Here is a 25,452-nt window from a genome sequence, read left to right on the forward strand (position 1 = left end):
ACGCGACGACGCCATCCGCGTGCAGGACCGCTTCGGGTCAGAAGGCGATATCCGTGAACTTGGATCGGGTTTCCGCTTCGTCCCCGAAAGCAGGCGTTCTGGATTTTGATGGAGTACGCGGCCCTACTCGCCCACTGCCGCGCTTCGCCGCGACATCGCGATGAAACCCGAGCCGCCCACGCTCATTCCGCCGAAAACCACGGAGTGTCCTATGGCTTCGCCTTCACCGACTTCGACGGCACCTTCAAGTAGCCGCCGGGAATCCGAGGGCGACGATGAACCGGCATAAACTCCAAAGCGACCCATTGATACGCGGATATTTCAATCCGGGTCCTACCCGATTCCGCAGTCGGTCTCTCCGTTGGGAGATAGTCAACATGGCATCACCTGGAAAAATCCAGGAGTACGGATCGCAGGCACCGGATACGATTGCGGCGAAGTTGTTCAACTTTGAAGTCGGCAAGTTCGCCATAAAGCCGGAACATTCCAATTGGCTGATCAGTGTCGTCGCTCCAAAATTGAGGAGCGGAGGAAGCCTTACAATCATAGGACTTGCGAGTCGTACCGGCAGCGACGATTTCAACATGGAATTGTCGCAGAATAGGCTGCGGGCCGTAATTGATTTGCTTCGCAAGCAAGTGCCCAACAATTTCAAAGTTGCGCTCGAGGTGGCGAAAGGGGAACGCGCGGCCAAGTATGCAGGTGAAATGGATGGGGTGGAAAACGAAGCCTGGCGTGGTGTGATCATCTCGGTTTGGAATAAGCCAAATCCACCGCCGCCGCCGCCACCACCGCCGCCTCAACCGAAACCTCAATTTTATCCGGAGGAACGCAAGTTCTTCAAACGTTGGCTTGGCTTCGGCGTCAAGTCTGGCGGACAGTTGTTGATCGGCGGCATCGAGAGCACGACCGCGTACGTCGTGAACCTGGGAGATTTGGAGACCTTTGATCTCCAGATTATTAGCAGCCGGTGGGGACTGGGTCTTGGAGGCAGCGGAGGGGCGGTTGCTGTTATCGGCTTTGGTTTCAGCGTTCCATATGAGTTGCACCGTGAACCCCTGAATGACTGGGGCGTCAATGTCGCATTTACCGAAAAGCTGATCTCGAAATCGGCACTACAATCGATCCATAACAGCAAGTACTTCATCGATGGCTTGAGAAACGGCAGGTACGTGGCACCCGCGCTGAATACGCGTAACACCTTTACGGCTATTGGCTTACTTCAAAACGTGAGAAATGCACTCCACACGCTGTACGGAGGATTCGAGGCAGCCAAGGGCTCGGGCGTCATTGTGCTCGACTTGCCGTTTTTAGGTGTGGGACTTGAATTGTCCGCTTTCTTGACGCGAGGAACCATGTACGTCTCGAATCCTTCCCATTGGATTGAACCGAGCTGAAGGCTCGGACGAGACTCGCCAAAGCCTTGCCGCTACCGAGGGACTTCCGGTTCACCTCGAAGACCCGGCGTTCTCGATGGTCACGCAGGCCGTCAGCGATGGTGTCCGGCGGCCCCGCGACGGGAGGGGTTCCTTTTTGCTCGCCGCCGGTGTTTGCTCTGCACGGCGGAGAACGGGCATGCGAGGATCGCTGGGGGAAAAGATCGGTGAAGGCGCCTACTCCGAAGCCTACGCCTGGGCGCCGGGGCGAGTCGTCAAACTGTTCAAGCCCGGCTTGCCGCGGCGGATGCCCTGGTTCGAGGTGCACATGATCCGCGCCGTCCACGCCGCCGGCGCTCCGGTGCCGGAGGTGTTCGGAGAGGTGACCCTGGACGGGCGCTTCGGCATCGTGCTGCAGCGCCTCGACGGACCGACCCTGCTGCAGCTAACCCGAACCGGCGCGGTGACGTTCGAACAGGCCGGCGCGATCATCGCGGCTCTTGCCATGTCCATTCACAAGACGCCCCTGCCGCCGGAGGTCCTCTCCATGCACGAGTATATGGAGGCTCAGTTGGAGCACGACGACGGCAAGCTCCCGAAGCACATCGCCACTGAAATCCTCGCGCTGATCGATCGCTTGCCGCCGGGCGACGGGCTCTGCCATACCGACCTGAGCCCCGGTAACGTGATCATGACAGCGGAAGGCCCAAAGCTGGTCGACTGGGTCAGCGCGATGCGCGGGCCCGCCGTCCTCGAGCTTGGGTTCTTGCGCGTGATCCTGTCCGAGCTCGGGCCGGAAGTCGCCGACAATCCGGAGCGGCCGCGCGCGACCAATGCGGCGGCGCAATCCGAATATGCCCGGCTCAACGGCATGTCTCTCGCGGATCTAACGGCGGCAATGGAGCCGTATTTGCCCATCGTCCGCACCTTCGCCGTTCTCGGCAACGCGGTGCCTTCACTGCGGGAGCGGCTGATCCAGCGCATCGAAGCGACTCTGCGCTCGGAAGACTGAATGGTGACCTCTCCGCACGCTTCAACAGCGCTCCGTCGCAATTCATCGAACGGCGGTTAATTGCCTGGCGTTTTCGAACCTTGCCTGGGCCTCTGAGAGGGCTCTGCCGATGGCGAGTCCCAGTCAATCATTTTCAAGCAAATGAGGAGTTCGACATAGCTTTGTACTTGCCCTGACCCTGCCATGAGTTCGCAACTTTCTCGCGGTCCCGCCGGGACAGCTAGCCAGATCGAGTTTAGCTGCTGCCGCGCAACCGCCTCGTCACTCACGCACTTGCTCGCGTCCTGGGGAAGTCCCGACGCTTTATCGTCAACGGAAACGTCCGCGCAAAGCGACTTGATGTCGAAGTTGGGAACACTGTCTGAAATTTGTACGGGCGGCTGACCAACGAGCGATAATGCCAAGAGCGCTGCCCTCATGAGATCTCCCTCCCCGTCCGGTGCGCCCAGCTGGAAGGCGGATTGAGCTGGGACTGACGCGGCTTCGGAGGCTGTAGCGGCCGCCCTCCGCCCACGACGTTACATTGCGCCTTTTTCCCAATTTCTATCCACTACGAACCGCAATGCTGCGGCGCGCTACTACTTTTGCGCATGCGATTTGCCTGCCCGTCTGTTGGTTAGGACCAGTTCCGAATGGCAATTGCCGCGGGCATTTGCCGATTTACGATGTGCTCAGTGAGACGTGATCGCTAACGCGAAAGGGCGCCTGTGACCGCGGTCCCTGCATGCTGGTGCTCTTGGCCGTCGCGATGGTGTGGGGGTTGTAGGGCTGATCATCCGAGCAGAAGAGCGCCCCCGCCGACGACGAAGAAAACGATCGCTAGACCTATCAGGCTGTACTCGACGCCATCCATCCCGATCGACCATCGAACGAGGAACCAAGCAAGCCCCAGCTCAGGGGGTGAGCTGGGGCTGCCGGGGCTGGAAGGCTGTAGCGGCACAGCCTCTACTCACGACGCTACGACTTTCCCGAATTTGATCCACAAGAAACCGCTGTTGCTGCAGCGCGCTACTACCAATGCCCCACGCACGCGATCATACGGTCTCATACAGCGCACCGACGCCTGGCATGCCGCAGGTTACGGTGCGGCCACCCAGCCCATTTTGAACGGGGCTGCTTCTCAAGTTGTAGATCTGGGACAGAAGAATTGAGTTACTGGGCGTCGGCCATCTTCGATCGAGAAGCCTGCGGTTGCGCGTTGGCTGCCGAGGGCCGGCTCGACGGCGACGCCGGTTCCTGCGATGAGACGGCGGCGTCGGGCGGCGCGCCCGGGGATGGTCGATGGGCAGCTGGTGCCGGAAGCACGATCACTTTCGCGCCGACTTTCACCCGATCATAGAGGTCCATGACGTCGTCATTGGTCAGCCGGATGCAGCCGGATGAAACCCGCTTCCCGATCGTGTCGGGCTTGTTGGTGCCGTGGATTCTGTATTCGGTATCGCCCAGATACATCGCCCGGGCACCGAGCGGATTGCCAGGACCGCCCGCCATGAACCGCGGCAGATAAGGCTGGCGCGAAATCATCTCTGCCGGCGGACGCCAATCCGGCCATTCTGTCTTGCGGGCCACGACCTGCTCACCGGACCATGTGAAACCTTCGCGGCCGACACCGATGCCGTAGCGCATCGCCTGCCCGCCATTCAGAACCAGATAGAGGAATGTGTTTCCGGTATCGATGACGACGGTGCCCGGCGGCTGGTGACTGACGTAGTCAACCACCTGCCGAGCGAATTTTCCGGGAGCGTCAGCGGCTTTTGGTGTTTCGATCCGGGGCGCGGGGACCGGGATCGGAACCGGAGCTGGCGCTGGCGCCTGAACCGCCGCCCCTACGTGAATGGGAGTCGACGGCGTTGGACTAGATGGTGCCGGCACCTGGTGCGCGGCTTGCTTCCGTATCGGTTGAACGCCCGCCGGCCGCCACAGCAAGCCGTACCCCAATGCGGCAGCGGCCACGACGCCAATTACAACTCTTCCGGCCACTGGTAGCGCGAGCGTCTCGGTCTTTCCACGTTTGGCCCGCTTACCCATACTTCTCCCCTGATCGCAATGCCCGGAAGGGGTACCCGGCAAATTTTAACAAGCTTCGAAGGGATGTCGCCCAGGCTGGAAATCGCCAAGCGTCGTTAACGCCAGCCCCTGTGCTGCAACACCCATCGTCCACATTCGATCGCCGGTTCGGGCAAAGCAAGGGCCGCCCAAAAGGCGGCCCCCGCGCAAAGATGCAACATCACTTCAACGTATAGGTACCAGTCTGGTGATTGCAGTCTTGAAAGGTTCCCTCTTTGATGACCGGGAAAGGCCCTAAGGGTTGTATCGTTGCGGTCATGACCATGCCGTCGTACTTCCCAGTCCCCGCGACTGTCTCTCTGGTTACCTTTCCTTCTGACGTCGAGAAGTACGAAAGTCGCTTATCACCGTCTCGGTCAATGGACTCGCAGACCGTGGTGCCAGTAATCTTCCCACCAAGAGATGCACTAACCCCTACGCACCGGAATGTATCTTTGTCGAAAAGCCCAACCGGAGGATTGCTTCGGATAGAGCCGGTATGCTCATAGCTTCGCGCGATGTGGGTCTTGGAAAATGAGATAGTGTTGCTCGTGCCCGACCAGCACGCCGTGTAATCGAAGTTGCCTTCTTTTGGGAGCTCGGCGGCGAAAGCAGACGGTGCCAACGCAAAGACGATCAACGCTAAGGGATACCTGCATGCGCTTTCCATAGTACCCTCCGTATGGATTGGCGGAACGAACGATGCCAACGCGAACGTGAGGGGACGCATTGATCCAGATCAATGGATGAAGACGAGGAAATGTCCGCGATGGGTCAAGGCTGCCCTGGCCAGTCCGTAGGATGGGTGGAGCGCAGCGATACCCATCATCCGAACGCGCAGCACAAGCTTGATGGGTATCGCTTCGCTCCACCCATCCCACGAAGCGGACAAAACAGGCGCTCTTGGCTATGTCGGCTAGGGGCTCAGAAGGCGATATCGGCGAGGTCCGGTCCGGTTGCCGCTTCGTCCCCGAACGCAGGCGTCCGGGATTTTGATGAGTACCCGCCCTACTCGCCCCACTGCCGCGCCATGGTGGCGAGCGCGCAGCCCTCGCAGTAGCGGGCATCCTTGAAGTCGATCCAGTTGTGGGCGTAGACGCGCTCCGGCGGGATGCCGTAACGCGCGCGCAGCAGCTTCACCAGCACCCGCCAGGCCGCGACCTGTGCGTCGGTCGGGCCCGTCGTGACGTCGGGATAATTGCCGGAGAACTCGACGCCGATCGACGTGTCCTTGTTCACCTGGTGATAGGTCTTGCTGTTGTCGATGTATTTGTTGTCGTTGCGATCGGCGCCGTCTGTGTGGGTCGGAACGAGGCTGTCGGCGACCGCCCAATAGACCGTGCCGTCGGTTTCGACCCAGATCATGACGCCGCGCCGGGTCGGGTTCTTGTGCTGCGCCTCGGCGCCGTATCGCGCCGAGCCCTGCGGCCCCTCGGTCTGGTGCACGATGATATTGCGCCAGGGATGCGATTTGGCGACGTCGCCCCAGGGCGCCAGCCAGACCATCTTCAAGCCGGGAATCTCGGGCGTGCCTTGCGATCGCGCGATGGCCGCGAGATCGGGCGTTTCGGCCGATGCGGCAGCGAACAGGACAAGCACAAGAAGTGCGGTGAGCAGGCGAGGCATCATCACGGAGATCCGGTGTCGTCTCTCGTTAGCACGCTCAGGCGCGCTTGCGCAGGCTCGCCTCGACCGTCTCGGGCGCCGGCTTCGGCTCGTAGGTCGCGTAGCCGTTCTTGCCGCCCTTCTTGGCGTCGTAGAGCGCGTGGTCGGCGGCGGCGACCAGGCGATCGGGATGCAGGCCGATCTCGCGGGTCCATTGCGCGACGCCGATCGAGACCGCGATCGGAATGTCCCTGCCGGTGCACTGCTCGGCATCGGCGCGGCAGACCTCGAGCACGCGGCGCGCGATCATCGCGCCTTCGCGCAGCGTCGAGGACGGCAACACGATGCAGAACTCGTCGCCGCCGGTGCGGGCCAGCATGTCGCCCGGGCGGAGCCGCGTCTGCGCCATCAGCGTGAAATGCTGCAGGCAGGCGTCGCCGGCGGCGTGGCCATGGGTGTCGTTGATGCCCTTGAAGCCGTCGAGGTCGATCACCAGCAGCGCGAACGCCTCGCCGTTGCGGTCGGAGCGCGCGCATTCCTCGGTCAGCCGCTGCAAGAGATGGCGGCGGTTGCCGACGCCGGTGAGATCGTCGAGCAGCGCGAGGTCGGCGACCTCGTTGCGCAGCCGGTCGATCGCCATCAGCAGGAAGCCGAAATTGAGCGCCATCGACAGGAACACCATCAGCAGGATCACCAGCGACTGCCCCGCAGAGAAGCGGACGAAGGAGAACTCGCCGGGCTGCAGCAGCGCGCCGATGGCACGCAGCGCATAGATGCCGATCAGCACGGAGGCGACGATGCCGGCGAGCCGGGCACCGGGGCTGACGCGGCCGTTCTCGGACGACAGCAACAGCTTCAGCGTCAGCGCGAACGGCGTGACCTGGGCAATGGTGTAGACCAGGATGCGCATCGGCATGCTGTCATAGGCGAAGATGAAGGTGCCGAGACCGGCGAAGGCCAGCGCCGTGGTCAGCAGGGTGGCGCGCCAGGTCGCAGGCTTGTCGTAGAACCGCTCGATGCCCATCGCGGCAAGGCCGGCGGCGAACACCATCAAGGTCCCGGCCGCAAGCAGCGGCAGCAGCGAGTCCGTCAGCATCACGCGAAGCATCGCGCAGCTGGCCCCGGCGGAGGCGACGAGGGCCGACGCGGTCCAGAACCGCGCCGCGCCGAAAGCAGGATAGCTGCGCGCGACATAGGCCCAGATCAGCCCGAGCGCGAGAAAATTGATAATGAATACCGTCCAAAGCGTCGGAACGCTCAACATCGCCCCTGTTCGAGAGCCGTATCGGCCTCGCCTCTCCTGAAATGACCGTCTGCCGCTAAAGCGCGATGAGATCAGGCTGAATCATCATCGCGCGTTAGATTCTTGTTTTGGCATGATCTTTTCGGAAAACCGCTTCGCACTTGTCCGGATCATGCCCCCGGGGCGCTTCCTCAAATGACAATCCCCGTTGTCTTACGGAACAGCATGCGGCCGCGCCGCTTAACGGAGCGTCACCCACAACGTGCCAATCCGCGCCGTGGTTTTGAATTGATGAAGATCTGCGCATCCGCCGTTTGCGCATCGTTAAGCATGACGGATGCGCGACGCCGCGACGCGCGAGATGCGCAACGCTTTGCGAAAAAGCTGGCGAAAACGCGTAACAGTTGTGGATAACACGATGACGGCGCCGTGACAGCACGCGGCAGCAGCCTCCGAATCTGCTGAGTTTGATATCGAGGATGTTGCGAGGCTGGCCCTCCGCCAAGCATGCCTCGGAGTCGCGTTCAATCCATGAAACCCTGAGAGGATACTATGGCTAAGAAAGCGAAGAAGGCGAAGAAGGCGAAGGCGAAAAAGGCCACCAAAAAGAAGGCCGCCAAGAAGTAACGAATTCCAGCCCGGGTAGCGGCTCTTGCCCTGCCCGGGCACCCGGACCGGGACAACCGGTCGCAGCGACGTCAACCTCGAATTCACCACCCTACATCGATCGGCCCCGAACTGACGGGGCGCAAGGCAGCAGGCGCAACGCCTGCTTTTTTATTGCCTGCGTCCGGGCGTGACGGCCGCGACGTCAGCGCTCCGCCAAGGCGAGCCTGGCGCCGAGCAGGGCAAAGCCCGCGGCAAAGCTTCGCCGCAGCCAGGCCATCACCTTCGGCCGGGTGATGACGCGGTCGCGCACCGAGGCGGCGAACAGCCCGTAGACCGCGAACACCGCAAAGGTCATCGCCATGAAGACACCGCTGAGCTCGACCATTCGCGCCAGCGGGTGTGGCTCGTCGACCGCGATGAACTGCGGCAGGAAGGCCAGGAAGAAGATCGACAGCTTTGGATTGAGGATGTTGATCAGGATCGCGGTCACGATCACCCGCCGGCGCGAGCGCGGCTTGATCTCGGTGTCGACGGCAAGCGCGCCGCGCTCGCGCAGCGCCTGCCAAGCCATGTAGAGCAGATAGACGACGCCGCCCCATTTCAGCGCCGCGAACGCCACGGCGCTGGTGTGCAGGATGGCGGCGAGCCCGAGCATCGCCGCGATCATCTGCGGCACGATCCCGAGCGTGCAGCCGAACGCCGCCGCGACGCTCGCCCGCGCTCCCCGGGTCAGCGCCACCGCCAGCGTATAGAGCACGCCGGTGCCGGGCGAGGCCACCACGATCAGCGACGTCAGCAGAAAGGACCAAGTCACTTCAAATCCTCGGCGGGCGGGACAGGCGGACGGGACATCGTCCGCCAATATCACGGCGACGGGGACGGCGGAAGCGGCTGCCGGCCTCCGCCCGGCGCCAGCGTCGACACCCCGTTACGACGACCTGCGCCATCCGCGATGCGAAAGCTCCGACGCCTTCATCTCGGCGACCCGGATCACGTCCAGCGGCGCCCAGGGCTTGGCCCAGAACAAGGCGCCTTCGGGCAGGCGCTGCCGCAGCGGCTTGCCCGAGGTGACGATCACGTCGAGATCGGGTCTGTACTTCTTCGCGGCATAAGCGAGCTCGATGCCGGTCATGTTTCCGGCCAATTCGACGTCGGTCATCATCAGCACGACGTTGTCGCCGTTGCCCTGCAGCACCAGCTCGGCGGCCTCGGCGCTCTCGCAGGCGATGACGTCGAACTCGCTCTCCTCCAGCAGCAGCCCGATCATCTCGCGCTGCATCGGGTCGTCCTCAACCACCAGGGCCTTCGCACGATAGGGCTTTGACTGTCCCATGGGTGTGGCTCCCTTGGTTTGAATGCTTCGCTTCGAGCGCGTAACATAGATTAAATGCCCAAAATCACTGGATGGTTCAGTTCCAATTTGAGAAAAGCGTGGAAATGCCGTGTTCCTCGCTTGGCAACCACCACCCCCGTTGAGATGGAGCTCACCCGACATGACCGCGATCCCTGGATCCGCCGCTGCCGTGACCGGAGCCGCCAGCGGCATCGGCCGCGCGCTCGCGCATGAACTGGCGCTGCGCGGCTGCGATCTGGCGATCGCCGACCGCGACGAGGCCGGCCTGCAGGCCGCCGCCGCGGAGATCGCGAAAGCGAGCCCGCGCAAGGTCACCGTGCATCGGCTCGATGTCAGCGAGCCGGACCAGATCACGGCGTTCGCGGAGGCCGCCGTTACAGCGCACCCCTCGCTCAACATCGTCGTCAACAATGCCGGCGTCGCGCTGCTCGGCGAGTTCGGCGAGTTCGATCAGGCGCAGATGGAGTGGCTGTTCAACATCAATTTCTGGGGCGTGGTGCACGGCACCCGCGCCTTCCTGCCGCAGCTTTCGCGGCGGCGCGAGGCGCATATCGTCAACATCTCGTCGATCTTCGGCATCATCGCCCCGCCCGGCCAGAGCGCCTATTGCGCGGCCAAGTTCGCGGTGCGCGGCTTCTCGGAAAGCCTGCGCCACGAGCTTGCGGTGGCGAACAGCCCGGTGCGTCTGTCCGTGGTGCATCCGGGCGGCGTTGCCACCAGCATCGCGCGCAACTCGCGCGCCGGCACCGGCGTCACCGACAATGCCCGCCGCGCCGAATCGATCGAGCGCTTCGACGCACTGGCCAGGACCACGCCGACCGCGGCCGCGCAGCGCATCATCGCCGGCATCGAGAAGAACCAGCCGCGCATCCTGATCGGCAAGGACGCATACTTCATGGACCTGCTGCAACGCTTCCGCCCGGCGACCTACTGGAAAACGATGCAACGGATGATGGAGAAGACGGCGGCGCGGCGGATCGCGCGCGATGCCGCGAGTGCGAGCCAGTAGCACGATAGCGCGGAGTAACCCGCGCACCGCCGTCGTCCCGGCGAAAGCCGGACCCATAACCACAGGATTGGGTTGGTGAGGCACGCCGGGGGCCACAGCGTCGTGCAACACGGACATTTGTGGTTATGGGTCCCGGGTCAAGCCCGGGACGACACCGGGGATGTTGCACGGCCCGCGGGTCATACCATGCCTGCGAGTCACGCCTGCGCGTCATCGCGACACGAGATTACCCGCCCAGCTGCTTCTTCACCCCGAGCGCCAGCCGGAACAGCGGATCGCTCCGCTCCGAGGGATAGAGCGCGCTCCTCGCCACCTGCGGAAAATTATCATTCTTCCAGAACGACGCCGGCGCGAACGAGAATTTGGCGACCAGCCGCCGGCCGAAATCCATCTCGTAGGGAAAGTAGTTTTCCTTCTGCTCGGTGCCGGACATCTCCGGATACTCGCCGAGCAGATAGCCCTCCTGGATGTGCGGCCGCACCGCCGACGGCGGGCAGACGCTGGCGAGGCGCACGATCTGCAGGCCGGCCTCGGCGCTCGCGGTGATCGCGCCGCTCAGATTCGGCACGCCGAGCACATAGAGGAAGGCGGTGCCGGTCTCCGCCAGCGAGGCAAAGGAGGCGGCAATCCGGATCGAATGGGTGACGTCGAGCAGCGGCGTGGTGCAGACCTCGTAATGCTGCAGGATCGACCAGCGCAGGATGCGATGCCGCTTCAACCGCTCGAGCCCGAGCAGCTTTTCCCTGGCGTATTCGGCGATCAGGATCCGCTCGGCGCGTTGCAGCGCATCGAACCGCCCGACCAGCGTCGCTTGATCGGGATTGCCGCGGCCGCCGCGAAACAGCGTCGGCTTCAGCGACGAGTTGCGCTTGATGTTCCTGTAGTCGGCGCCCTGGCCGCGAAACAGCAGCACATGATCGCGGTTGAGGAATTGCAGCTCGGCGATCTTGGTGGCGAGCTCGAGATAGGAGCCGACGCGATGGCCCGGCCCCTCCCGCACCGCCGAGTTCTTCGCGACCTGGCATCCGCGGCGGTCGAAGAACGACCAGATTTTTTGGCTGCCGATGGTTTCCATGGAGACACCAGAATTCTCAACCGTCATTCCCCGATGCGCAATTGCGCATCTGAGGGCAGCCCGCAGGGCTGAACCCGGAATCCATTTTTCCATGCGTGATGCGGCCCGATGGAAACGATCGTCATTGCGAGGAGCTCGGCGACAAATTTGCGAAGCAATTTTGCGCTGAAGCGACGAAGCAGTCCATCGCCCCGCATGTGCCGAAAGATGGATTGCTTCGCTCCGCTCGCAATGACGGACAAGGCCGCCGCGCCCTCACCGCCCCACGAGCTGATCGGCAAAATACCCGATGGTCTTGCGATAGATCACCGCCCTGTTCCACTCGCGCATCGCCTCGAAATTCGCGGTGCCCTCGCCATAGGGCGCGCCCATCTTGAAGCCGCTGGTGTGCAGGAGGTTCGCGGTCGAGGCCAGCACGTCGGCGACCGAGTGGCGCAGGTCGACATGGCCGTCGCCGTCGAAATCGACGCCGTACTTGATGTAGGACGACGGCAGGAATTGCGTCTGGCCGATCTCGCCGGCATAGGCGCCGATCATGTCGTTGAGACGGAGATCGCCGCGCTGCACGATCTTGAGCGCGGCGAGCAGTTCGCCCTGGAACAGGTCGGTGCGGCGGCAATCATGCGCCAGCGTCGCGAGCACGCGGAACACCGGCAGCTTGCCCATGTCGCCCTTGCCGAAATCGGTCTCGAGCCCCCAGATCGCGACCAGGATCTGGCGCGGCACGCCATACTGCTGCTCGATCTTCGAAAGCAGCGCGGCGTGCCGCTGCAGCATCGCGCGGCCGCCATTGATGCGCCCGGGCCCGACCCGGGTTGCGACATACTGCTCGAAGGTCTTGTTGAAGGTGTAGCGCTGCCGGCGGTCGAAGGCGAGCACCCCGCCATCCTGCTGCACGCCGCCGAGCGCCGCGGAGATCACGTCCTGCTGGATGCCGGCGCTCGCCGCCTCCTGCGAGAACGACTGGACGAAGGTCGGAAAACTGCCACCGCAGCGCGCGGCATAGGAGGGGGTGGCAAGCAGCAAGGCGCCGAACACAACCGCCAAACGACACCTGAACATGCAAAAAATCCCCCTGCTTCGATTGGCCGATCATGCCATGGAGCAAACGAGGCAGTCAAAGCGTCGGCACGACACTCCATCCTCGACGGGCAGCTACGCGCCTCTATCCATGTTCGCACGGTGAATGACCACGGCGCATCCATCAACCGATCGGCACGTAGCCGAAGCTCAATCCCTGAGCTGGCGCTCCAGGTCCACAAAATCGATCTCCGCCCAGCGCTCGGAAATCCTGCCGTCCTGAATCCGCCAGAACGTCATGCCGCGGAATTCGACGTGGCGGCCGGTTGGCTGAATGCCGCGCCACGGGCTGCGGTGCCGGCCACGCCAGACGAAGCGGCCGGCGACGATGTCGCGCTCGGCCACCAGGCATTCCGCCACCGCCGACAGGTCGGCGAAGGTCTCGTGCATCGCGGCCGAATGCGCGATCACGTCCTCGGCGCTCAGCCGCTTGCCCACCGCATGGTCGAAGAAGTCGGGCGCCAGCTGCGCCCGGATCGCCTCGGGATCGTGGCGGTTGGTCACGGCGTCGTAATGCGCGAGCACGAGCGCCTTGTTGGCGTCGATTGTGGCGTTGGACATCGGCGATCGATTCTCGAAGGAGAGGTTGTAGAAATAGAAGGATGCGCCTCATACGCGAATCGGACGGCATGACGCAAGTGACGATGGTCAGAAAAAGCTCGGCTTTCGGCCGTCGTTCGTTTGCGCGACGATACGAAAGACCGCTGCCGGAAAAGTGCGCTGGCGCGCGAGGCTCCACCGCCAGCCATTCCCTCACCTCTGCCCTCGCCTCTGCGCGAACGGCGGGCCGGCGGTAACATCGTCCGTTGGCTTGACTGCCGGTGGCATGCAAGCGGCGGTGCCCGGGCGAGCGACGCACCGCACGGCAGCATTTGAGGATGCGACGCATGAACGCCGAAGCCGCCGGCCGCGACCAAGAAGCACAGGCCGGACAAGCTGCTTCCGCCGGCAGGCGGCCGGCCGCGCTGTCTTGTTCATGCAAAGCCGCGCCGCTAAAGCCAGGCACGCCGGCTGCAACGCCGCCGTCATTCGGGGACGCCATCCGATGACGCGTTTGGGGATGAGGATGCTGCCGATGACGATCGCCTTGGGCTTCCCCTTGGGTTTCGCACGCGCGCGCAGGGCTGCCGCATCGATCGGTGTCGTGCTCGCGCTCGGCGCTGTTTTGAGCACAGCGATCGGCACCGCCGCCGCGCAGAACGCCGCCGCCAAGCGCGCGCCGGCGCAAGGCGCCGGCAGCACGCAGGCGATCGCCGCGCAAATGAAGAACGCCATCGCGCTGACGCGCGGCGGCAAGTTCGACGCGGGCTATGCACAGCTGCTTGCAGCACTGGATGCCGCCGACAAGCTCGACGACGCCCAATTCGTCATGGAGCAGTATTTCGACGCGACCACGACGCTGCGCGCGGTCAAGCGCGACGATCTCGCCGAAAAACTGTTCGTGCGCGCGTTCCAGAGCAAGGCGGCGGCGCAACGGCCGCCCGGCAATGCCGACGTGCTGCTGATGTACGCGATCCTGCTGTCCGACCACGCCAGGATCGCCGAAGCCGTTCCGCTCTACATGAAGGCGATCGCGGCGTTCAACGCCTATTGGGGCGAAGGCTCCGAGGAATCGCTGATCGCGAGCGACAAGCTCGCGGTCGCGCTGTCCGCCAACGGCTCGGCGGCGTCGGCGACCAATTTGGGCCGGCACAATTTCGAGCGTGCGGAGAAGGCGCTGGGGCCCGACCATCGCACCACCTGGAAGCTCGCCAACAATTATGCCGACATGCTGCGCGAGATCGGCGCGCCGGCGAAGGCGCTCGAGCTCGATCTGTTCGCGATCGAGAAGCGCGCCCGACATTATGGCGAGAACCATCTCAACACGCTGGTGACGGTCAACAACGCCGGCCAGGATTTCCTCAATCTCGGCCGCTTCGACGACGCCCGCCGCTACTTCCGCCGCCACCGAGCGATCGCGGCCGCGATGGCGCCGAAGGATCCGAGCTTTGCCGGACAGGCCGACGCCTGGCTGTTCTACACCGACATGCTCGCCGCCGGCGATGCCGCGATCGCGCCGGCCGATCTGGGGCGGCTGGAGGCGATCGTCGCCAATGAGGCGAATTATGCGGATTTCCTGCGCATCAAATCCGCGGTGCTGGCTGCCGGCCAACGCGCGCAGCGCCGCGAGCGGGACAAGGGGATGCGGCTGCGCGAGACCGCGCTGGCGATCTCGACCCGCGCCTTCACCGCGCAGCATCCGATCAGCTTCGAGATCAAGCTCGGCATCGCGACCGCGCTGATCGCCGATGATCCGAGCCGCGCGGTGCAGGCCTTCGCCGCGCTTGACCGCGAGATGTTCGACTGGATGAGGCGCGAGGTCGGCACATCGGGTGATCGCGCCGTCGCCGAAGCGATCCGCGCCCATGCCGACCATCTCTTGTTCGCGTTCGGCCGCTTCGCCACCGGCGCCGGCTCCGCCGTGGCGCAGCCGGCCTTTGCCGCCGCCGTGCTGCACTGGAAGACGCTCGGCGGCGCCGACGCCACGGCGCTGCGCCAGCTCGAGACAGAGGTCGCCGGCAAGGACGAGGAGACCGCGACGCTGCTGCGGACGGCGCTCCGGCTCAACGGCGAGAAGCAGGAGCTGTTCTCGTCGGGCAATATCGACGACTGGGCGAGGTCGGTGTGGGGGCGGCAGGACGCCGCCGAGAAGGCGCTGCAGAAGCGGCTCGATGCGATCGGCATGAAGCTGCCGCAAGACCCGATCCGCCCGTCACAGCTGCTCGCGGCGCGGGAAGCCGTCGTCAACTATTTCATCACCCGGCAATGGAAGGCGGATCGCCAGGCGAAAGACCCGTTGGCGGCGACCGTGCTCTACGCCATCGTCGAGACCGCAACGAGCGAGCCGCGCGTGGTCGATCTCGGCGATCCCGGCCGGATGGTCGACACCGGCGTGCGCACCGAGATCGCGCGGCTGCGCGCGACGCGGGCCGCTGCGCCGGATCCCGACACGCACGCGCCCGACGTCAAGGGCCGCTTCCAGAACCTCCGGGCGCGGCTGTTCGCGCCGCTGGAGCCGCTGCTGAAGGACAAGACCACGCTCTATGTCGTGCCTGACGGCTTCCTGTTCGCCGTGCCGTTCGCGCTGCTGCCTGGCAGTGGCGGCGGCCTGCTGGAGGACAAGTTCACGATCCGGATGCTGACCAGCCCCGATGCGCTGATCGCGATCCATGCGCGCGAGACGCTCGATCAGCGGGGCACGATGCTGCTCGCCGGCGGCATCGAATACGGCGAGCCGGGGCCGATGCCGCTGCCCGCGACCCGGACCGAGATCGAGGCGATCGCCAAACTCGCCCGCGCGCGCGGCGCGCCGGTCGAGATGCTGACCGGGCGCGGCGTCAGCGAAGGCACGCTGCGCGCGGCGATCGGCAAGGCGCGCATCGCGCATCTGGCGACGCACGGCTTCTATCGCGACAGCACGGCCTCCGGCCTCGATACGCTCTGGCAGAGCGGCATCGTGCTGTCGGGCGCCGGCGACAGCCGATTTCCGCTGCGCGACGAGAACGACGGCTATCTCTATGGCTTCGAATTGATGGACTGGGACCTGTCCGGTCTCGACTTGCTGGTGCTGTCGGCCTGCGAGACCGGCCGCGGCGACGAGAGCTTCGTCAGCGGCCTGCGCGGCCTGCCGACCGCGCTCGGCATCGCCGGCGCGCGGCGCGCGCTGCTGACGCTGTGGCCGGTCGCCGACCAGGGCACCGCGAACTTCACTGTGCGGTTCTACGAGCACCTCGCGGAGGGCCTGACCTATTCCGATGCGCTGCGCCAGACGAGGCGCGATGCGCGCGACGACAAGGTCGCGGGCGCGGGCGACGCCAGCGTGTGGGCGGCGTTCGTGCTGTTCGAGGGCTGAGCCGTATATGTCGTTGATGTGATCGGACGGGCACCGCGAGCGCATGCCGGGCCGAACTGCGCCCGACGTTGCGCAAGGGCCGCACGCAACCCCATCGCGCAGGGCAGACCGGCGCGCGGACGCAGGCGATTTGCTTTGACAGCGGCGCCCCGATCGAGGACAAGCCGCGCATGCCGAAAAAACCCGGGACCAATCCCAAAGGCGAATTCGCCTTCTTCAACGTCTTCTATGAAGACGGCTCGCAGCGCTCCAACCGCCGCGTGCCGTCGGAGCTCATTGGCGGGCTCGACGGCGACGAGCCGGTGCGTGCCTTCCTGCGCGAGCAGGACCGCGAGATCGCCGAAAAGGGCGGCCGCCCGCCGCTCGAGATCAAGTCCATCGAGCGCGTCGGTGCGAAGAAGAAGTAGCGGCGTCCACACAACTCTATCCACGTCATTGCGAGCGCAGCGAAGCAATCTCCTCGCAATGACGTCGGAGACGGATCAAAATGAAAACGGCGGGCCCAGGCCCGCCGTTGTTGTCTCGATGGATTGCCGGGTCGAGTCCGGCAACGACAATCGGAAATATTAGTTGTCCAGGAAGCTCCGCAGCTTCCGCGACCGCGACGGGTGCTTCAGCTTGCGCAGCGCCTTGGCTTCGATCTGGCGGATGCGTTCGCGGGTGACCGAGAACTGCTGGCCGACTTCTTCCAGCGTGTGGTCGGTGTTCATGCCGATGCCGAAGCGCATGCGCAGCACGCGCTCCTCGCGCGGGGTGAGCGAGGCCAGCACGCGCGTCGTGGTCTCGCGCAGGTTGGACTGGATCGCAGCGTCGATCGGCAGGATCGCGTTCTTGTCCTCGATGAAATCGCCGAGATGCGAATCCTCTTCATCGCCCACAGGCGTTTCGAGCGACAGCGGCTCCTTGGCGATCTTGAGGACCTTGCGCACCTTCTCGAGCGGCATGCCGAGCTTCTCGGCGAGCTCTTCCGGGGTCGGCTCGCGGCCGATCTCGTTCAGCATCTGGCGCGAGGTGCGGACGATCTTGTTGATCGTCTCGATCATGTGCACGGGGATGCGGATGGTGCGGGCCTGGTCGGCGATCGAACGGGTGATCGCCTGCCGGATCCACCAGGTGGCGTAGGTTGAGAACTTGTAGCCGCGGCGATATTCGAACTTATCGACCGCCTTCATCAGGCCGATATTGCCTTCCTGGATCAGGTCGAGGAACTGCAGGCCGCGGTTGGTGTACTTCTTGGCGATCGAGATCACGAGACGGAGGTTGGCTTCCACCATCTCCTTCTTGGCCTGACGGGCCTCGCGCTCGCCCTTCTGCACGCCGTGCACGATCTTGCGGAATTCGCCGATCTCGAGCCCGGTGAGCGCCGCAAGCGACTGGATCTCGTGACGCAGGTCCTTGATGCGGTCCTTCTCGTGATGGACGAAGTTCTTCCAGCCCTTGGCCGACAGCTTGGAGACGCGGTTGAGCCAGCGGGGGTCGAGCTCGGAGCCCTGGTAGTTGCGCAGGAAGTCCTCGCGCGCGACGCCGTGGCTGTCGCCGAGGCGCAGCAGGCGGCCCTCGAACGAGACCAGCTTCTTGTTGATGTCGTAGAGCTGCTCGACCAGCGAATCGATGCGGGCCTGGTTGAGGCGCAGCGACTTCACCTCGACGATGATCTCGTCCTTCAGCTTCTTGTACTTGCGCTCCTGCGAGGGCGACAGCGACTCGCTCTGCAGCTGGTTGGCGATGTCCTGCTCCTGCAGGCGGCGCAGCTTCTTGTACTCGGACGCGATCTTGTCGAAGGTCTCGACCACCTTCGGCTTCAGCTCGGCCTCGATGGCGGCGAGCGACATCTGGTTCTCGAACTCGTCGTCGTCCATGTCGCCTTCGGCGGCGGCCTCGGCGGGATCCTTCTCCTCGGTGGCGGCTTCGCCACCGGCGGGCGCGGCGCGGAACGGGGTCGGCGACGGCGGCGCTGCCGGCGGCGCGACATGGGCCGGCGCACCGGCCTGCGCGTCGCCGCCATTGCCCTCAGCGGCGGCACCCTCGGCGCCGTTGCTGCCGATCAGGTTCGGATTGATGCCGCCCTTGGACTCGGGGCCGGCATAGGTGGCTTCGAGATCGATGATGTCGCGGAGGAAGATCTTCCCTTCGTTGAGCTCATCGCGCCAGATGATGATGGCCTGGAAGGTCAGCGGGCTTTCGCAGAGGCCCGCGATCATCGCCTCGCGGCCGGCCTCGATGCGTTTTGCAATCGCGATTTCGCCTTCGCGGGAGAGCAGCTCGACGGTGCCCATCTCGCGCAGATACATGCGCACGGGATCGTCGGTGCGCTCGCCGGGCTCCGACTTCTTGACCTCGGTGACGGCCTTCTGCGTGACCTCGACGAGTTCGTTATCGGTCTCGTCGTCGCCGTCGTCCTTCTCGTCCTCGCCCTCGCTATCGTCGGCCTCGGTGACGTTGATGCCCATGTCGGACAGCATCGACATGATGTCTTCGATCTGTTCGGGCGAGGTCGTATCGGAGGGCAGCACTTCGTTGAGCTGATCGAAGGTCACGAAGCCGCGCTTCTTGGCCTGCTTGATCATCTTCTTCACCGCGGCATCCGACAGGTCGAGCAACGGCGACGGCGCGTCAGCGGCATCCTTCTCAGGAGCATCCGCTGCCTTGTCGTCCTTTTCCTTGTCCTTAACCTGCAGCGTCTTTGCCTTGGTGGCCATTCACTAAGCTCCCGAAACGCGGTCATGCAAAATGGCGCCACGCACGCGCATCCGCACGAAATCTAGATTTACTCTCTCGACGCACAAAGGGCGGCGCAATATCTCGCCACCCCTGTCATCCGTCTCGACGGTTTCCAATCTGCAATAGCCCGTTGCGTCTTCCGTAAAAGTGGACACCGGTTTTACGATCGGAAGACGCGACAGATCTAGATCTGACGCATTTTCTGACGGCGAACCCGGAACCACTTCGCCTGAAAATGCTACGGTAGCTATTAAGTTTCGCTTAACCCTGTTTTTGCAGCCAAACCATGGATTTGGCGAGTCTTTTCGCGGGTGCGGCCAGCGCCGTCCGCAGCATTTTTGTTATCAGACATTACGCTGGAACCGGCCCGATAATTCGCCGAACCCTTCAATCAGGGCTTCGGTCCCGTCGGCTTCTGCCATCCGGGCCTGGATATCCTGCAACCATGCCAGATTGGCCTCGCTGGAGTCTTCAGCCAAAGCCGCTTCCGCATCTTTTCTTTCCCTAAGTAAGGCGTGGGTTTTCTGATGCAAGGCAACGAGTTGACGCCAGGTTGATAAAACATCCTCGCGCGCCGCGCCGACCTGCGCGCCCCACACCGCCTGGGTTGTGATCGCCCGCTCAACCCTTTGAAGAATCGGGGATAATCCGTCCGCTTCGAGGTCGGCCCGCATCTTCTCGGCCTGCTCCTCGGCGTCAGGGGAATGGTGATGGTCGTGGGCAAAGGCGGCGATGATGGCGGCCCTGAGCTTGTGGGCCTCGGGATGGGCGAGCTCCAGCGCCGCCACCTCCTCGAGATGGTCGTGCAGCAGCCAGGGGTGGTTGATCAGCGATTGCAGGATCAGGGCCTCGCGGCGGGAGACCGCGCTGCGCTGGCCGCGCATGATCGGGCTGTTGGCCAATTGGGGGCTGGCGGCCTGATAGGGACCCCGTGAAATCCCGGGGGTGACACCGAACCGGCCGCCCTGCGGGCCTCCCTGTCGGCCGTTTTGGGCAGGTCCCCGGGGGACAAACTGGCGGGGTGATTCGCCGCCGCGGCCGCCGCCGAAATTGCCCCTTCCGTAGCCGCCGCGGCCATAACCGCCGCGGCCGCCCTCGGGCGCAAAATTGCGCTGCAGCCGCTCCTGCAGGTCCTGCCGGTAATAGCGGCGCACCACCTCGTCGCGGATGCCATTGGTGAGCTCGCCGATCCGCGCCTCCAGCGCGGCGCGGCGCTCGGGCGTATCGAAATTGCCGCCCTCGATCTCGCGCGACCAGATCATTTCGGCGAGCGGACGCGCGGCCGAGATCACGTCCTCGATCGCGCCGCGGCCGCCGGAGCGGGCGAGATCGTCGGGGTCCTGCCCTTCCGGCAGCAGCGCAATCCGCAGGCTCTTGCCCGGCTTGAGCTGCGGCAATGCAAGGTCGGCAGCACGATAAGCCGCCTTCTGGCCGGCGCGGTCGCCGTCGAAGCAGAGGATCGGCTCGTCGACCATCTTCCAGAGCAGGCCGAGCTGGTTCTCGGTCAGCGCGGTGCCGAGCGGCGCGACGGCGCCGGGAAAGCCCGACGTGACCATGGCAATGACGTCGACATAGCCCTCGACGACGATCAGCTGTGCGCCGTCATGCGCGGCCTGCCGCGCGGTGAACAGATTGTAGAGATTGTCGCCCTTGTGAAACAGCGTGGTTTCCGGCGAGTTCAGGTACTTTGCCGGAACGTCCTTCTCCAGCGCACGCCCGCCGAATGCGATGACGCGGCCGCGGGCATCCGTGATCGGGAACATGACGCGGTCGCGGAAGCGATCGAACGGCACCGGCTTGTCCTCGCCGGACACCAGAAGCCCGGCCTCTACCATGTCGTCGGTGGAGATACCTAGTGCGCCGAGATGCTCCTTCAGCGCGAAGCGATCCGGCGGCGCATAGCCCATCCGGAACTGGAGCTGGGTCGCCGGCGAGATGGCGCGGTCGGCAAGATAGCCGCGCGCCTTGGCGCCGCCCCGCGAAGCCAGCGTGTCGGCGAAGAACTTGGTCGCCAGTTCCATCACGTCGTGCAGGGTGCGGCGGTGCTGCTCGTGTCGCGCGGCATCGGGCGTCACCGCCGGCAGCGGGACACCCGCCATCGCGGCGAGACGTTCCACCGCCTCGGGGAAAGTCACGCCCTCGGTCTTCATCAGGAAGTCGAAGATGTTGCCATTCAGCCCGGACGAGAAGTCGAACCAGGCCTGCTTCTGGTCGTTGACGAAGAACGACGGCGTCTTTTCCTGCTGGAACGGCGACAGCCCCTTCCACTCCCGGCCGGCCTTCTTGAGCTTGACGCGCCTGCCCACGACTTCCGAGACCGGAAGCCGGGCGCGCAGCTCATCGAGGAATTCGGGCGTGAAACGCATCAGTCAGGATTTTGGGCTCGGGCGGCGAATCGCGGACAACCGGTTAGCCATATAGCGGCACGGCCCGCCATGCCGAACAATGTGGGGCTTTTCCGGGCTATTCACAGGTCTGGCCCGTCGCCTCCGTCGAGCGGGTTACCCCCAAATCCACGGTGGAGAGCCTGTGCGGCAAGCTTGCCCCCTCCCCCCTTCCGGGATTGGATAGGCCATGTTCACGACATTCAGAGGCGGACAGAGCGGCGGCTGGCAGGTCACGTCCATCACGCGGGTGAAGGGCGAGACGCTGCCGAAGGTCGCGGCGTTGTCGATCGTTGCGAGCGAATCGATCGCGCTGCCGCTGCTGCCGGCGCAGACCTCCTGGCGGCTCGCCGGCGTCGCCAGCCATCTGCGCTACACCGAGAAGGAGGAGCGCGAGAAGCTCTTGGCCGTGCAGGCCGGGCTCGGCCGCAGCGAGGCAACGCACGCGGCGCTGATCCCGATCCGGAAATCCGCGGCGTGGTGGGAGCTCACGCAGGAGGAGCGCCGCAAGATCTTCGAGGACAAGTCGCACCACATCGAAGGCACCCTGAAATTCCTCCCCGCAATCGCCCGCCAGCTGTTTCATTCGCGCGACCTCGGCATGCCCTTCGACTTCCTGACCTGGTTCGAATTCGCCCCCGACCACGTCACCTTGTTCGACGAACTGGTCGGCATGCTGCGCGCGACCGAGGAATGGAGCTATGTCGAGCGCGAGGTCGACATCCGCGTGGTGCGGGAGGATTGACTTCTCTTTCGTGGTGGCCGGCACAGCCGTCAGAATGACGGCGTCGCTTCCGCTCGCCTGTGACCCGGCAATCCATCAAAAGAATGACTATTGCGAAGTGAGATGGATGCCCGGGTCAAGCCCGGGCATGACGAAACATGCGGTACGTCCGAGCGCTAATGCTCGAGGAATTTTCCTGACGCGATCCGCGGCAGCTCGGTGACCGGCCAGTTGTAGAGATAGGTCCACGCCTCGCTCACGCTGCCGTCGGCGAGCGTGACGGCAAGCATCTCGCGGACATATTCGGTCGGCGGCGGAAAGCCTTCGCCGCAGGCTTCGTACATGTCGAATTCACGCAGCATGGCCTCACGCTCCCGCAAGCGGAACAGCTCACCATGCACGATGTCGGCCGGATCGTCCGACACCACGAGGCCCGGATAATGCTTCACCAGATAGAGCCGGCCGCGGCACTGCGCCGGCCCGAGGAATTCGGCATTGCCCGCGAGCAGCTTCGCCATCGGATGGTCAAAGCCGCGCATCAGCGTGCCGTAGACGAAAAGAATATCGGAGGTCATAGGTTCAGTTGTCATTCCGGGATGGTCCGAAGGACCAGACCCGGAATCTCGAGATTCCGGGTCTGGTGCTAACGCACCGTCCCGGAATGACAGAAAATCCCGGGGGACGCTAGGCCGCCGCCACCTCGTCCGTCACCACGACGAACTTCGTCAGCGTCATGCGGCCGAAGCTCGTGGTGAGGGCGACGTCGGCGGCGTCGCGGCCGGTCGCCATCAGGATGCGGCCGATCCGCGGCGTGTTGTGGCGGGCATCGAAGGTGTACCACTGGCCCGACAGATAGACCTCGAACCAGCCGGAGAAATCCATCGGCGCCGGGTCCGGCGGCACGCCGATGTCGCCGAGATAGCCGGTGCAGTAGCGTGCCGGAATGCCCATGCAGCGGCAGAAGGTGAGCGCCAGATGCGCGAAGTCGCGGCAGACGCCGGCGCGGCTTTCATAGACGTCGTGCGCCGACTTCATGTGATGGGCGTGCTGATAGCCGAACGTCACGTGGTGGTGCACGAAATCGGTGATCGCCTGCACCCGCGCCCAGCCCTGCGGTGTGTTGCCGAACAGCGACCAGGCGACATCGGTCAGCTTGTCGGTCTCGCAATAGCGGCTCGGCATCAGATAGAGCAGCATGTCGTCCGGCAATTGCTCGACCGGCAGCTGCTGTCCAGCCGGATTGACGATGTCAGGCAGTCCGGAATCGCGCACCAGCGCGCTGCCGCGGAAGGTGACGCCACCGCTGGGGGCAACGAGCCGCCCGCAGACATTGCCAAAGCCGTCGCGATAGAGGCCGATCGGCACGTCCGGTTCGGTCGAAAGGCGCTCGGTGCCGACGATGTCGGCGTAGCGCGACGGATGGATCGACAGCATGATCACCATCGGGGTCGGCTGCGCCGCCGTGTAGGTGATCTCGAAGCCGACCTTGATCTGCATCGTCAGGCCGTCTCCTGCTCCGCGTTCTCGCCGACCGAGACCACCTTGATGTCGACATCCATGCCGAGAAAGGCGTCCGCCGCGCCGAGATAGACGCCGTGCAGCGGGATCGCCTGGCGCGGGTCGCGCGCCACCGCGACGCGGATCAGATCGCGCGTGCCAACGATGCCGTTGGTCGGATCGAACTCGATCCAGCCCGCGCTCGGCAGATAGACTTGCACCCAGGCATGGGTCGAGCCGCCGCCGACATAGCCGTGCGCGCTGCCGGGCGGCATGGCGAGATAGCCGGAGACGAAGCGCGCGGCGACGCCGAGCCGGCGCAGCGCCTCGATCATGAACAGCGCATAGTCGCGGCAGGTGCCGGACTGCGTGCGCAGCGTGTCGAGCGGATGTTGGGTGCCCTGCTCATAGCGCTTGCGATAGCTGAACGCCTCGCGGATGCCGTGGGTCATGCCGCTGAGGATCTTGAAAGTCGGCGTCGGCGCCTCGACATCGAGGAAGCGCCGCGCCCAGGCCGACAGCTCGCTATTCGGGTCGCCATATTGCGGCGTAATGAACTGCTGCAGGTCGGGGAATTCCTCATCGTCGTAGAGGAACGGATAGAAATAGGCGGGATCGTCCGGCGTCAGCGCGAACGTATCGGCCGGATTGTGCTCCACCGTCGCGGTCGAGACGAAGGACAGCATGTCGGCGCGCTCGTCGAAGGCGGCGATCGCCATGCTGTTGCCGAACACGTCGTGGATCCAGCGCAGCGACATCGGCTGTGGATCGATCACAAGTGCGCTGTCGAGCACGCGCAGATCATGGCCGTCACGGGGGCGCAGCATGATGCGGTGCTCGCCGAACGCCACCGGGCGCGCGTAGCGATAAACGGTCTTGTGGTGAATAGTCAGCAGCGGCATCTTCAAACAATCATCGTGATTTCGGGCTGCATAATCTATAGAGAAAGCTGCCCGATTCCAGATCAGCATGCCGCCTGAATAGGCAAAGTTGAGGAAAAAAGCCCTTGAATTACGGAGGCGGTCCATCGTTCCTGCTCGCGAGCACCGACGCTTCACCGGTTCTTGAACACAATGCCGGCGGCCGCTCGCCGTTCCTGTTCACCTGCGACCATTACGGCAGGCTGATTCCCTCTCCGCTCGGCGACCTCGGCCTGCCCGAAGACGAGCTGGTGCGGCACATCGCCTGGGACATCGGCATCGCCGGCGTCGCAGCCCGGCTCTCGGAGCGGCTCGGCGCGCATTTGATCGCGCAGCGCTATTCGCGGCTCGTGATCGACTGCAACCGTCCGCCGCATGTCGCAAGCTCGATCCCGCTGATCAGCGAGGCCACCACGGTACCGGGCAATGAAGGCCTGTCGCGCGAGGCCGCCGAGATGCGCCGCGCGCAGATCTTCGATCCCTATCACAAACGCATCGACGAGATCATCGACGCGCGCGCGCGTCGGGGCCTGCCGACGATGCTGGTGTCGCTGCACAGCTTCACGCCGATCTACGCCGGCATCGCGCGACCCTGGCACATCGGCACGCTCTACCACCGCGACACGGTACTGCCGCCGCTACTGCTGAAGCATCTGCGCGCCGAGGGCGATCTCGTGGTCGGCGACAACGAGCCCTATGCGGTCAGCGACGAGACCGACTACACGATCCCCGTGCATGGCGAGGCGCGCGGCCTGATGAACTCGGGCATCGAGATCCGCCAGGACCTGATCTCCGACCAAGCCGGCGAGACGGCGTGGGCCGAACGGCTGGCGCGCATCCTCGGCGAGATCGAGGCGACGCTGCGCACGGAAGCGCTGATCTAGCGACTAGCGGTCAGCCAGGGC

At 64.4% G+C, this 25,452-nt stretch carries 21 protein-coding genes; 7 read left to right on the forward strand and 14 right to left on the reverse strand.

All coding sequences use genetic code 11. The features are described from left to right. Positions 1-377 precede the first annotated feature (377 nt). Together J2R76_RS20735 and J2R76_RS20740 are read left to right on the forward strand one after the other, a co-directional pair. Positions 378-1,397 carry a hypothetical protein gene (locus J2R76_RS20735; RefSeq protein WP_253624840.1) on the forward strand — a complete coding sequence of 340 codons (1,020 nt, stop codon included), beginning with the start codon at positions 378-380 and terminating at the stop codon, positions 1,395-1,397. A gap of 178 nt (positions 1,398-1,575) precedes the next feature. Then, the gene (locus J2R76_RS20740; RefSeq protein WP_253624841.1) at positions 1,576-2,388 is read left to right on the forward strand and encodes an aminoglycoside phosphotransferase family protein; all 813 of its coding nucleotides are present in this window, start codon (positions 1,576-1,578) and stop codon (positions 2,386-2,388) included. 1,152 nt (positions 2,389-3,540) lie between these two features. On the opposite strand, the gene J2R76_RS20745 is transcribed toward J2R76_RS20740, so the two are convergent. From J2R76_RS20745 to J2R76_RS20765, 5 genes are all read right to left on the reverse strand, one after another. Then, positions 3,541-4,416, reverse strand: coding sequence for a L,D-transpeptidase (locus tag J2R76_RS20745; protein WP_253624842.1), 876 nt, complete (start codon positions 4,414-4,416; stop codon positions 3,541-3,543). A 1,026-nt stretch (positions 4,417-5,442) separates the two neighbouring features. Beyond that, a complete protein-coding gene (locus tag J2R76_RS20750; RefSeq protein WP_057018053.1) occupies positions 5,443-6,063 on the reverse strand; it encodes a peptidoglycan recognition family protein in 621 nt (206 codons plus the stop codon). Between the two features lie 34 nt (positions 6,064-6,097). Continuing rightward, a complete protein-coding gene (locus J2R76_RS20755) occupies positions 6,098-7,303 on the reverse strand; it encodes a GGDEF domain-containing protein (protein ID WP_168855216.1) in 1,206 nt (401 codons plus the stop codon). Between the two features lie 790 nt (positions 7,304-8,093). Then, positions 8,094-8,705: a LysE family translocator gene (locus J2R76_RS20760; RefSeq protein WP_038386831.1), complete on the reverse strand. Its 612-nt coding sequence runs from the start codon at positions 8,703-8,705 to the stop codon at positions 8,094-8,096. Between the two features lie 114 nt (positions 8,706-8,819). Beyond that, entirely contained in the window at positions 8,820-9,224 is a 405-nt protein-coding gene (locus J2R76_RS20765; RefSeq protein ID WP_057018055.1) for a response regulator, read from the reverse strand. Positions 9,225-9,384: 160 nt separating this feature from the next. On the opposite strand from J2R76_RS20765, the gene J2R76_RS20770 reads away from it, so the two are divergent. Continuing rightward, positions 9,385-10,254, forward strand: coding sequence for an SDR family oxidoreductase (locus J2R76_RS20770; protein WP_057018056.1), 870 nt, complete (start codon positions 9,385-9,387; stop codon positions 10,252-10,254). Between the two features lie 226 nt (positions 10,255-10,480). On the opposite strand, the gene J2R76_RS20775 is transcribed toward J2R76_RS20770, so the two are convergent. The 4 genes from J2R76_RS20775 to J2R76_RS20790 form a co-directional block, all read right to left on the reverse strand. After that, positions 10,481-11,329 (reverse strand): FRG domain-containing protein, encoded by an 849-nt coding sequence (locus tag J2R76_RS20775; protein WP_076827937.1) that lies wholly within the window; start codon positions 11,327-11,329, stop codon positions 10,481-10,483. Positions 11,330-11,352: 23 nt separating this feature from the next. Beyond that, positions 11,353-11,571: a hypothetical protein gene (locus J2R76_RS20780; protein ID WP_158074192.1), complete on the reverse strand. Its 219-nt coding sequence runs from the start codon at positions 11,569-11,571 to the stop codon at positions 11,353-11,355. 13 nt (positions 11,572-11,584) lie between these two features. Further along, complete coding sequence (locus tag J2R76_RS20785) at positions 11,585-12,391, reverse strand: lytic transglycosylase domain-containing protein (RefSeq protein WP_253624844.1); 807 nt, start codon at positions 12,389-12,391, stop codon at positions 11,585-11,587. 168 nt (positions 12,392-12,559) lie between these two features. Continuing rightward, positions 12,560-12,970 carry an ester cyclase gene (locus J2R76_RS20790; protein WP_076827941.1) on the reverse strand — a complete coding sequence of 137 codons (411 nt, stop codon included), beginning with the start codon at positions 12,968-12,970 and terminating at the stop codon, positions 12,560-12,562. Positions 12,971-13,484: 514 nt separating this feature from the next. Here J2R76_RS20790 and J2R76_RS20795 point away from each other — a divergent pair. Both J2R76_RS20795 and J2R76_RS20800 read left to right on the forward strand, forming a co-directional pair. After that, positions 13,485-16,301, forward strand: coding sequence for a CHAT domain-containing protein (locus J2R76_RS20795; protein ID WP_253624846.1), 2,817 nt, complete (start codon positions 13,485-13,487; stop codon positions 16,299-16,301). 170 nt (positions 16,302-16,471) lie between these two features. After that, positions 16,472-16,708, forward strand: coding sequence for a hypothetical protein (locus tag J2R76_RS20800; RefSeq protein WP_026192271.1), 237 nt, complete (start codon positions 16,472-16,474; stop codon positions 16,706-16,708). Positions 16,709-16,867: 159 nt separating this feature from the next. Here J2R76_RS20800 and rpoD read toward each other — a convergent pair whose 3' ends face one another. Further along, positions 16,868-19,000 carry an RNA polymerase sigma factor RpoD gene (gene rpoD / locus J2R76_RS20805; RefSeq protein ID WP_225159702.1) on the reverse strand — a complete coding sequence of 711 codons (2,133 nt, stop codon included), beginning with the start codon at positions 18,998-19,000 and terminating at the stop codon, positions 16,868-16,870. Between the two features lie 366 nt (positions 19,001-19,366). Further along, positions 19,367-21,388, reverse strand: a complete 2,022-nt coding sequence (gene dnaG, locus J2R76_RS20810; protein ID WP_253624848.1) for a DNA primase — start codon at positions 21,386-21,388, stop codon at positions 19,367-19,369. Positions 21,389-21,596: 208 nt separating this feature from the next. Between dnaG and J2R76_RS20815 the strand changes: the two genes are divergently transcribed. Beyond that, entirely contained in the window at positions 21,597-22,151 is a 555-nt protein-coding gene (locus tag J2R76_RS20815) for a chlorite dismutase family protein (RefSeq protein WP_076827947.1), read from the forward strand. A gap of 155 nt (positions 22,152-22,306) precedes the next feature. Here the strand turns inward: J2R76_RS20815 and J2R76_RS20820 are convergent, their stop codons facing one another. From J2R76_RS20820 to J2R76_RS20830, 3 genes are all read right to left on the reverse strand, one after another. Continuing rightward, positions 22,307-22,705, reverse strand: coding sequence for a gamma-glutamylcyclotransferase (locus tag J2R76_RS20820; RefSeq protein ID WP_057018063.1), 399 nt, complete (start codon positions 22,703-22,705; stop codon positions 22,307-22,309). A 109-nt stretch (positions 22,706-22,814) separates the two neighbouring features. Beyond that, on the reverse strand, positions 22,815-23,627 hold the full coding sequence (locus tag J2R76_RS20825; protein WP_229193082.1) for a transglutaminase family protein: 813 nt from the start codon (positions 23,625-23,627) through the stop codon (positions 22,815-22,817). A 2-nt stretch (positions 23,628-23,629) separates the two neighbouring features. Further along, a complete protein-coding gene (locus J2R76_RS20830; protein ID WP_253624850.1) occupies positions 23,630-24,529 on the reverse strand; it encodes a transglutaminase family protein in 900 nt (299 codons plus the stop codon). A gap of 104 nt (positions 24,530-24,633) precedes the next feature. Between J2R76_RS20830 and J2R76_RS20835 the strand changes: the two genes are divergently transcribed. Continuing rightward, positions 24,634-25,431 carry an N-formylglutamate amidohydrolase gene (locus J2R76_RS20835; protein ID WP_253624852.1) on the forward strand — a complete coding sequence of 266 codons (798 nt, stop codon included), beginning with the start codon at positions 24,634-24,636 and terminating at the stop codon, positions 25,429-25,431. Positions 25,432-25,452: the final 21 nt, after the last annotated feature.

It is taken from the genome of Bradyrhizobium sp. USDA 4532 (genome assembly GCF_024171315.1).
Lineage (GTDB): Bacteria > Pseudomonadota > Alphaproteobacteria > Rhizobiales > Xanthobacteraceae > Bradyrhizobium > Bradyrhizobium australafricanum.

Bases quoted from the DNA above. Each gene is read 5' to 3' on its own strand.
- J2R76_RS20735 (WP_253624840.1), top strand. From the start codon at position 378: ATGGCATCACCTGGAAAAATCCAGGAGTACGGATCGCAGGCACCGGAT.
- J2R76_RS20740 (WP_253624841.1), top strand. From the start codon at position 1,576: ATGCGAGGATCGCTGGGGGAAAAGATCGGTGAAGGCGCCTACTCCGAA.
- J2R76_RS20745 (WP_253624842.1), bottom strand. From the start codon at position 4,416: ATGGGTAAGCGGGCCAAACGTGGAAAGACCGAGACGCTCGCGCTACCA.
- J2R76_RS20750 (WP_057018053.1), bottom strand. From the start codon at position 6,063: ATGATGCCTCGCCTGCTCACCGCACTTCTTGTGCTTGTCCTGTTCGCT.
- J2R76_RS20755 (WP_168855216.1), bottom strand. From the start codon at position 7,303: ATGTTGAGCGTTCCGACGCTTTGGACGGTATTCATTATCAATTTTCTC.
- J2R76_RS20765 (WP_057018055.1), bottom strand. From the start codon at position 9,224: ATGGGACAGTCAAAGCCCTATCGTGCGAAGGCCCTGGTGGTTGAGGAC.
- J2R76_RS20770 (WP_057018056.1), top strand. From the start codon at position 9,385: ATGACCGCGATCCCTGGATCCGCCGCTGCCGTGACCGGAGCCGCCAGC.
- J2R76_RS20775 (WP_076827937.1), bottom strand. From the start codon at position 11,329: ATGGAAACCATCGGCAGCCAAAAAATCTGGTCGTTCTTCGACCGCCGC.
- J2R76_RS20785 (WP_253624844.1), bottom strand. From the start codon at position 12,391: ATGTTCAGGTGTCGTTTGGCGGTTGTGTTCGGCGCCTTGCTGCTTGCC.
- J2R76_RS20790 (WP_076827941.1), bottom strand. From the start codon at position 12,970: ATGTCCAACGCCACAATCGACGCCAACAAGGCGCTCGTGCTCGCGCAT.
- J2R76_RS20795 (WP_253624846.1), top strand. From the start codon at position 13,485: ATGACGATCGCCTTGGGCTTCCCCTTGGGTTTCGCACGCGCGCGCAGG.
- J2R76_RS20800 (WP_026192271.1), top strand. From the start codon at position 16,472: ATGCCGAAAAAACCCGGGACCAATCCCAAAGGCGAATTCGCCTTCTTC.
- rpoD (WP_225159702.1), bottom strand. From the start codon at position 19,000: ATGGCCACCAAGGCAAAGACGCTGCAGGTTAAGGACAAGGAAAAGGAC.
- dnaG (WP_253624848.1), bottom strand. From the start codon at position 21,388: ATGCGTTTCACGCCCGAATTCCTCGATGAGCTGCGCGCCCGGCTTCCG.
- J2R76_RS20815 (WP_076827947.1), top strand. From the start codon at position 21,597: ATGTTCACGACATTCAGAGGCGGACAGAGCGGCGGCTGGCAGGTCACG.
- J2R76_RS20820 (WP_057018063.1), bottom strand. From the start codon at position 22,705: ATGACCTCCGATATTCTTTTCGTCTACGGCACGCTGATGCGCGGCTTT.
- J2R76_RS20825 (WP_229193082.1), bottom strand. From the start codon at position 23,627: ATGCAGATCAAGGTCGGCTTCGAGATCACCTACACGGCGGCGCAGCCG.
- J2R76_RS20830 (WP_253624850.1), bottom strand. From the start codon at position 24,529: ATGCCGCTGCTGACTATTCACCACAAGACCGTTTATCGCTACGCGCGC.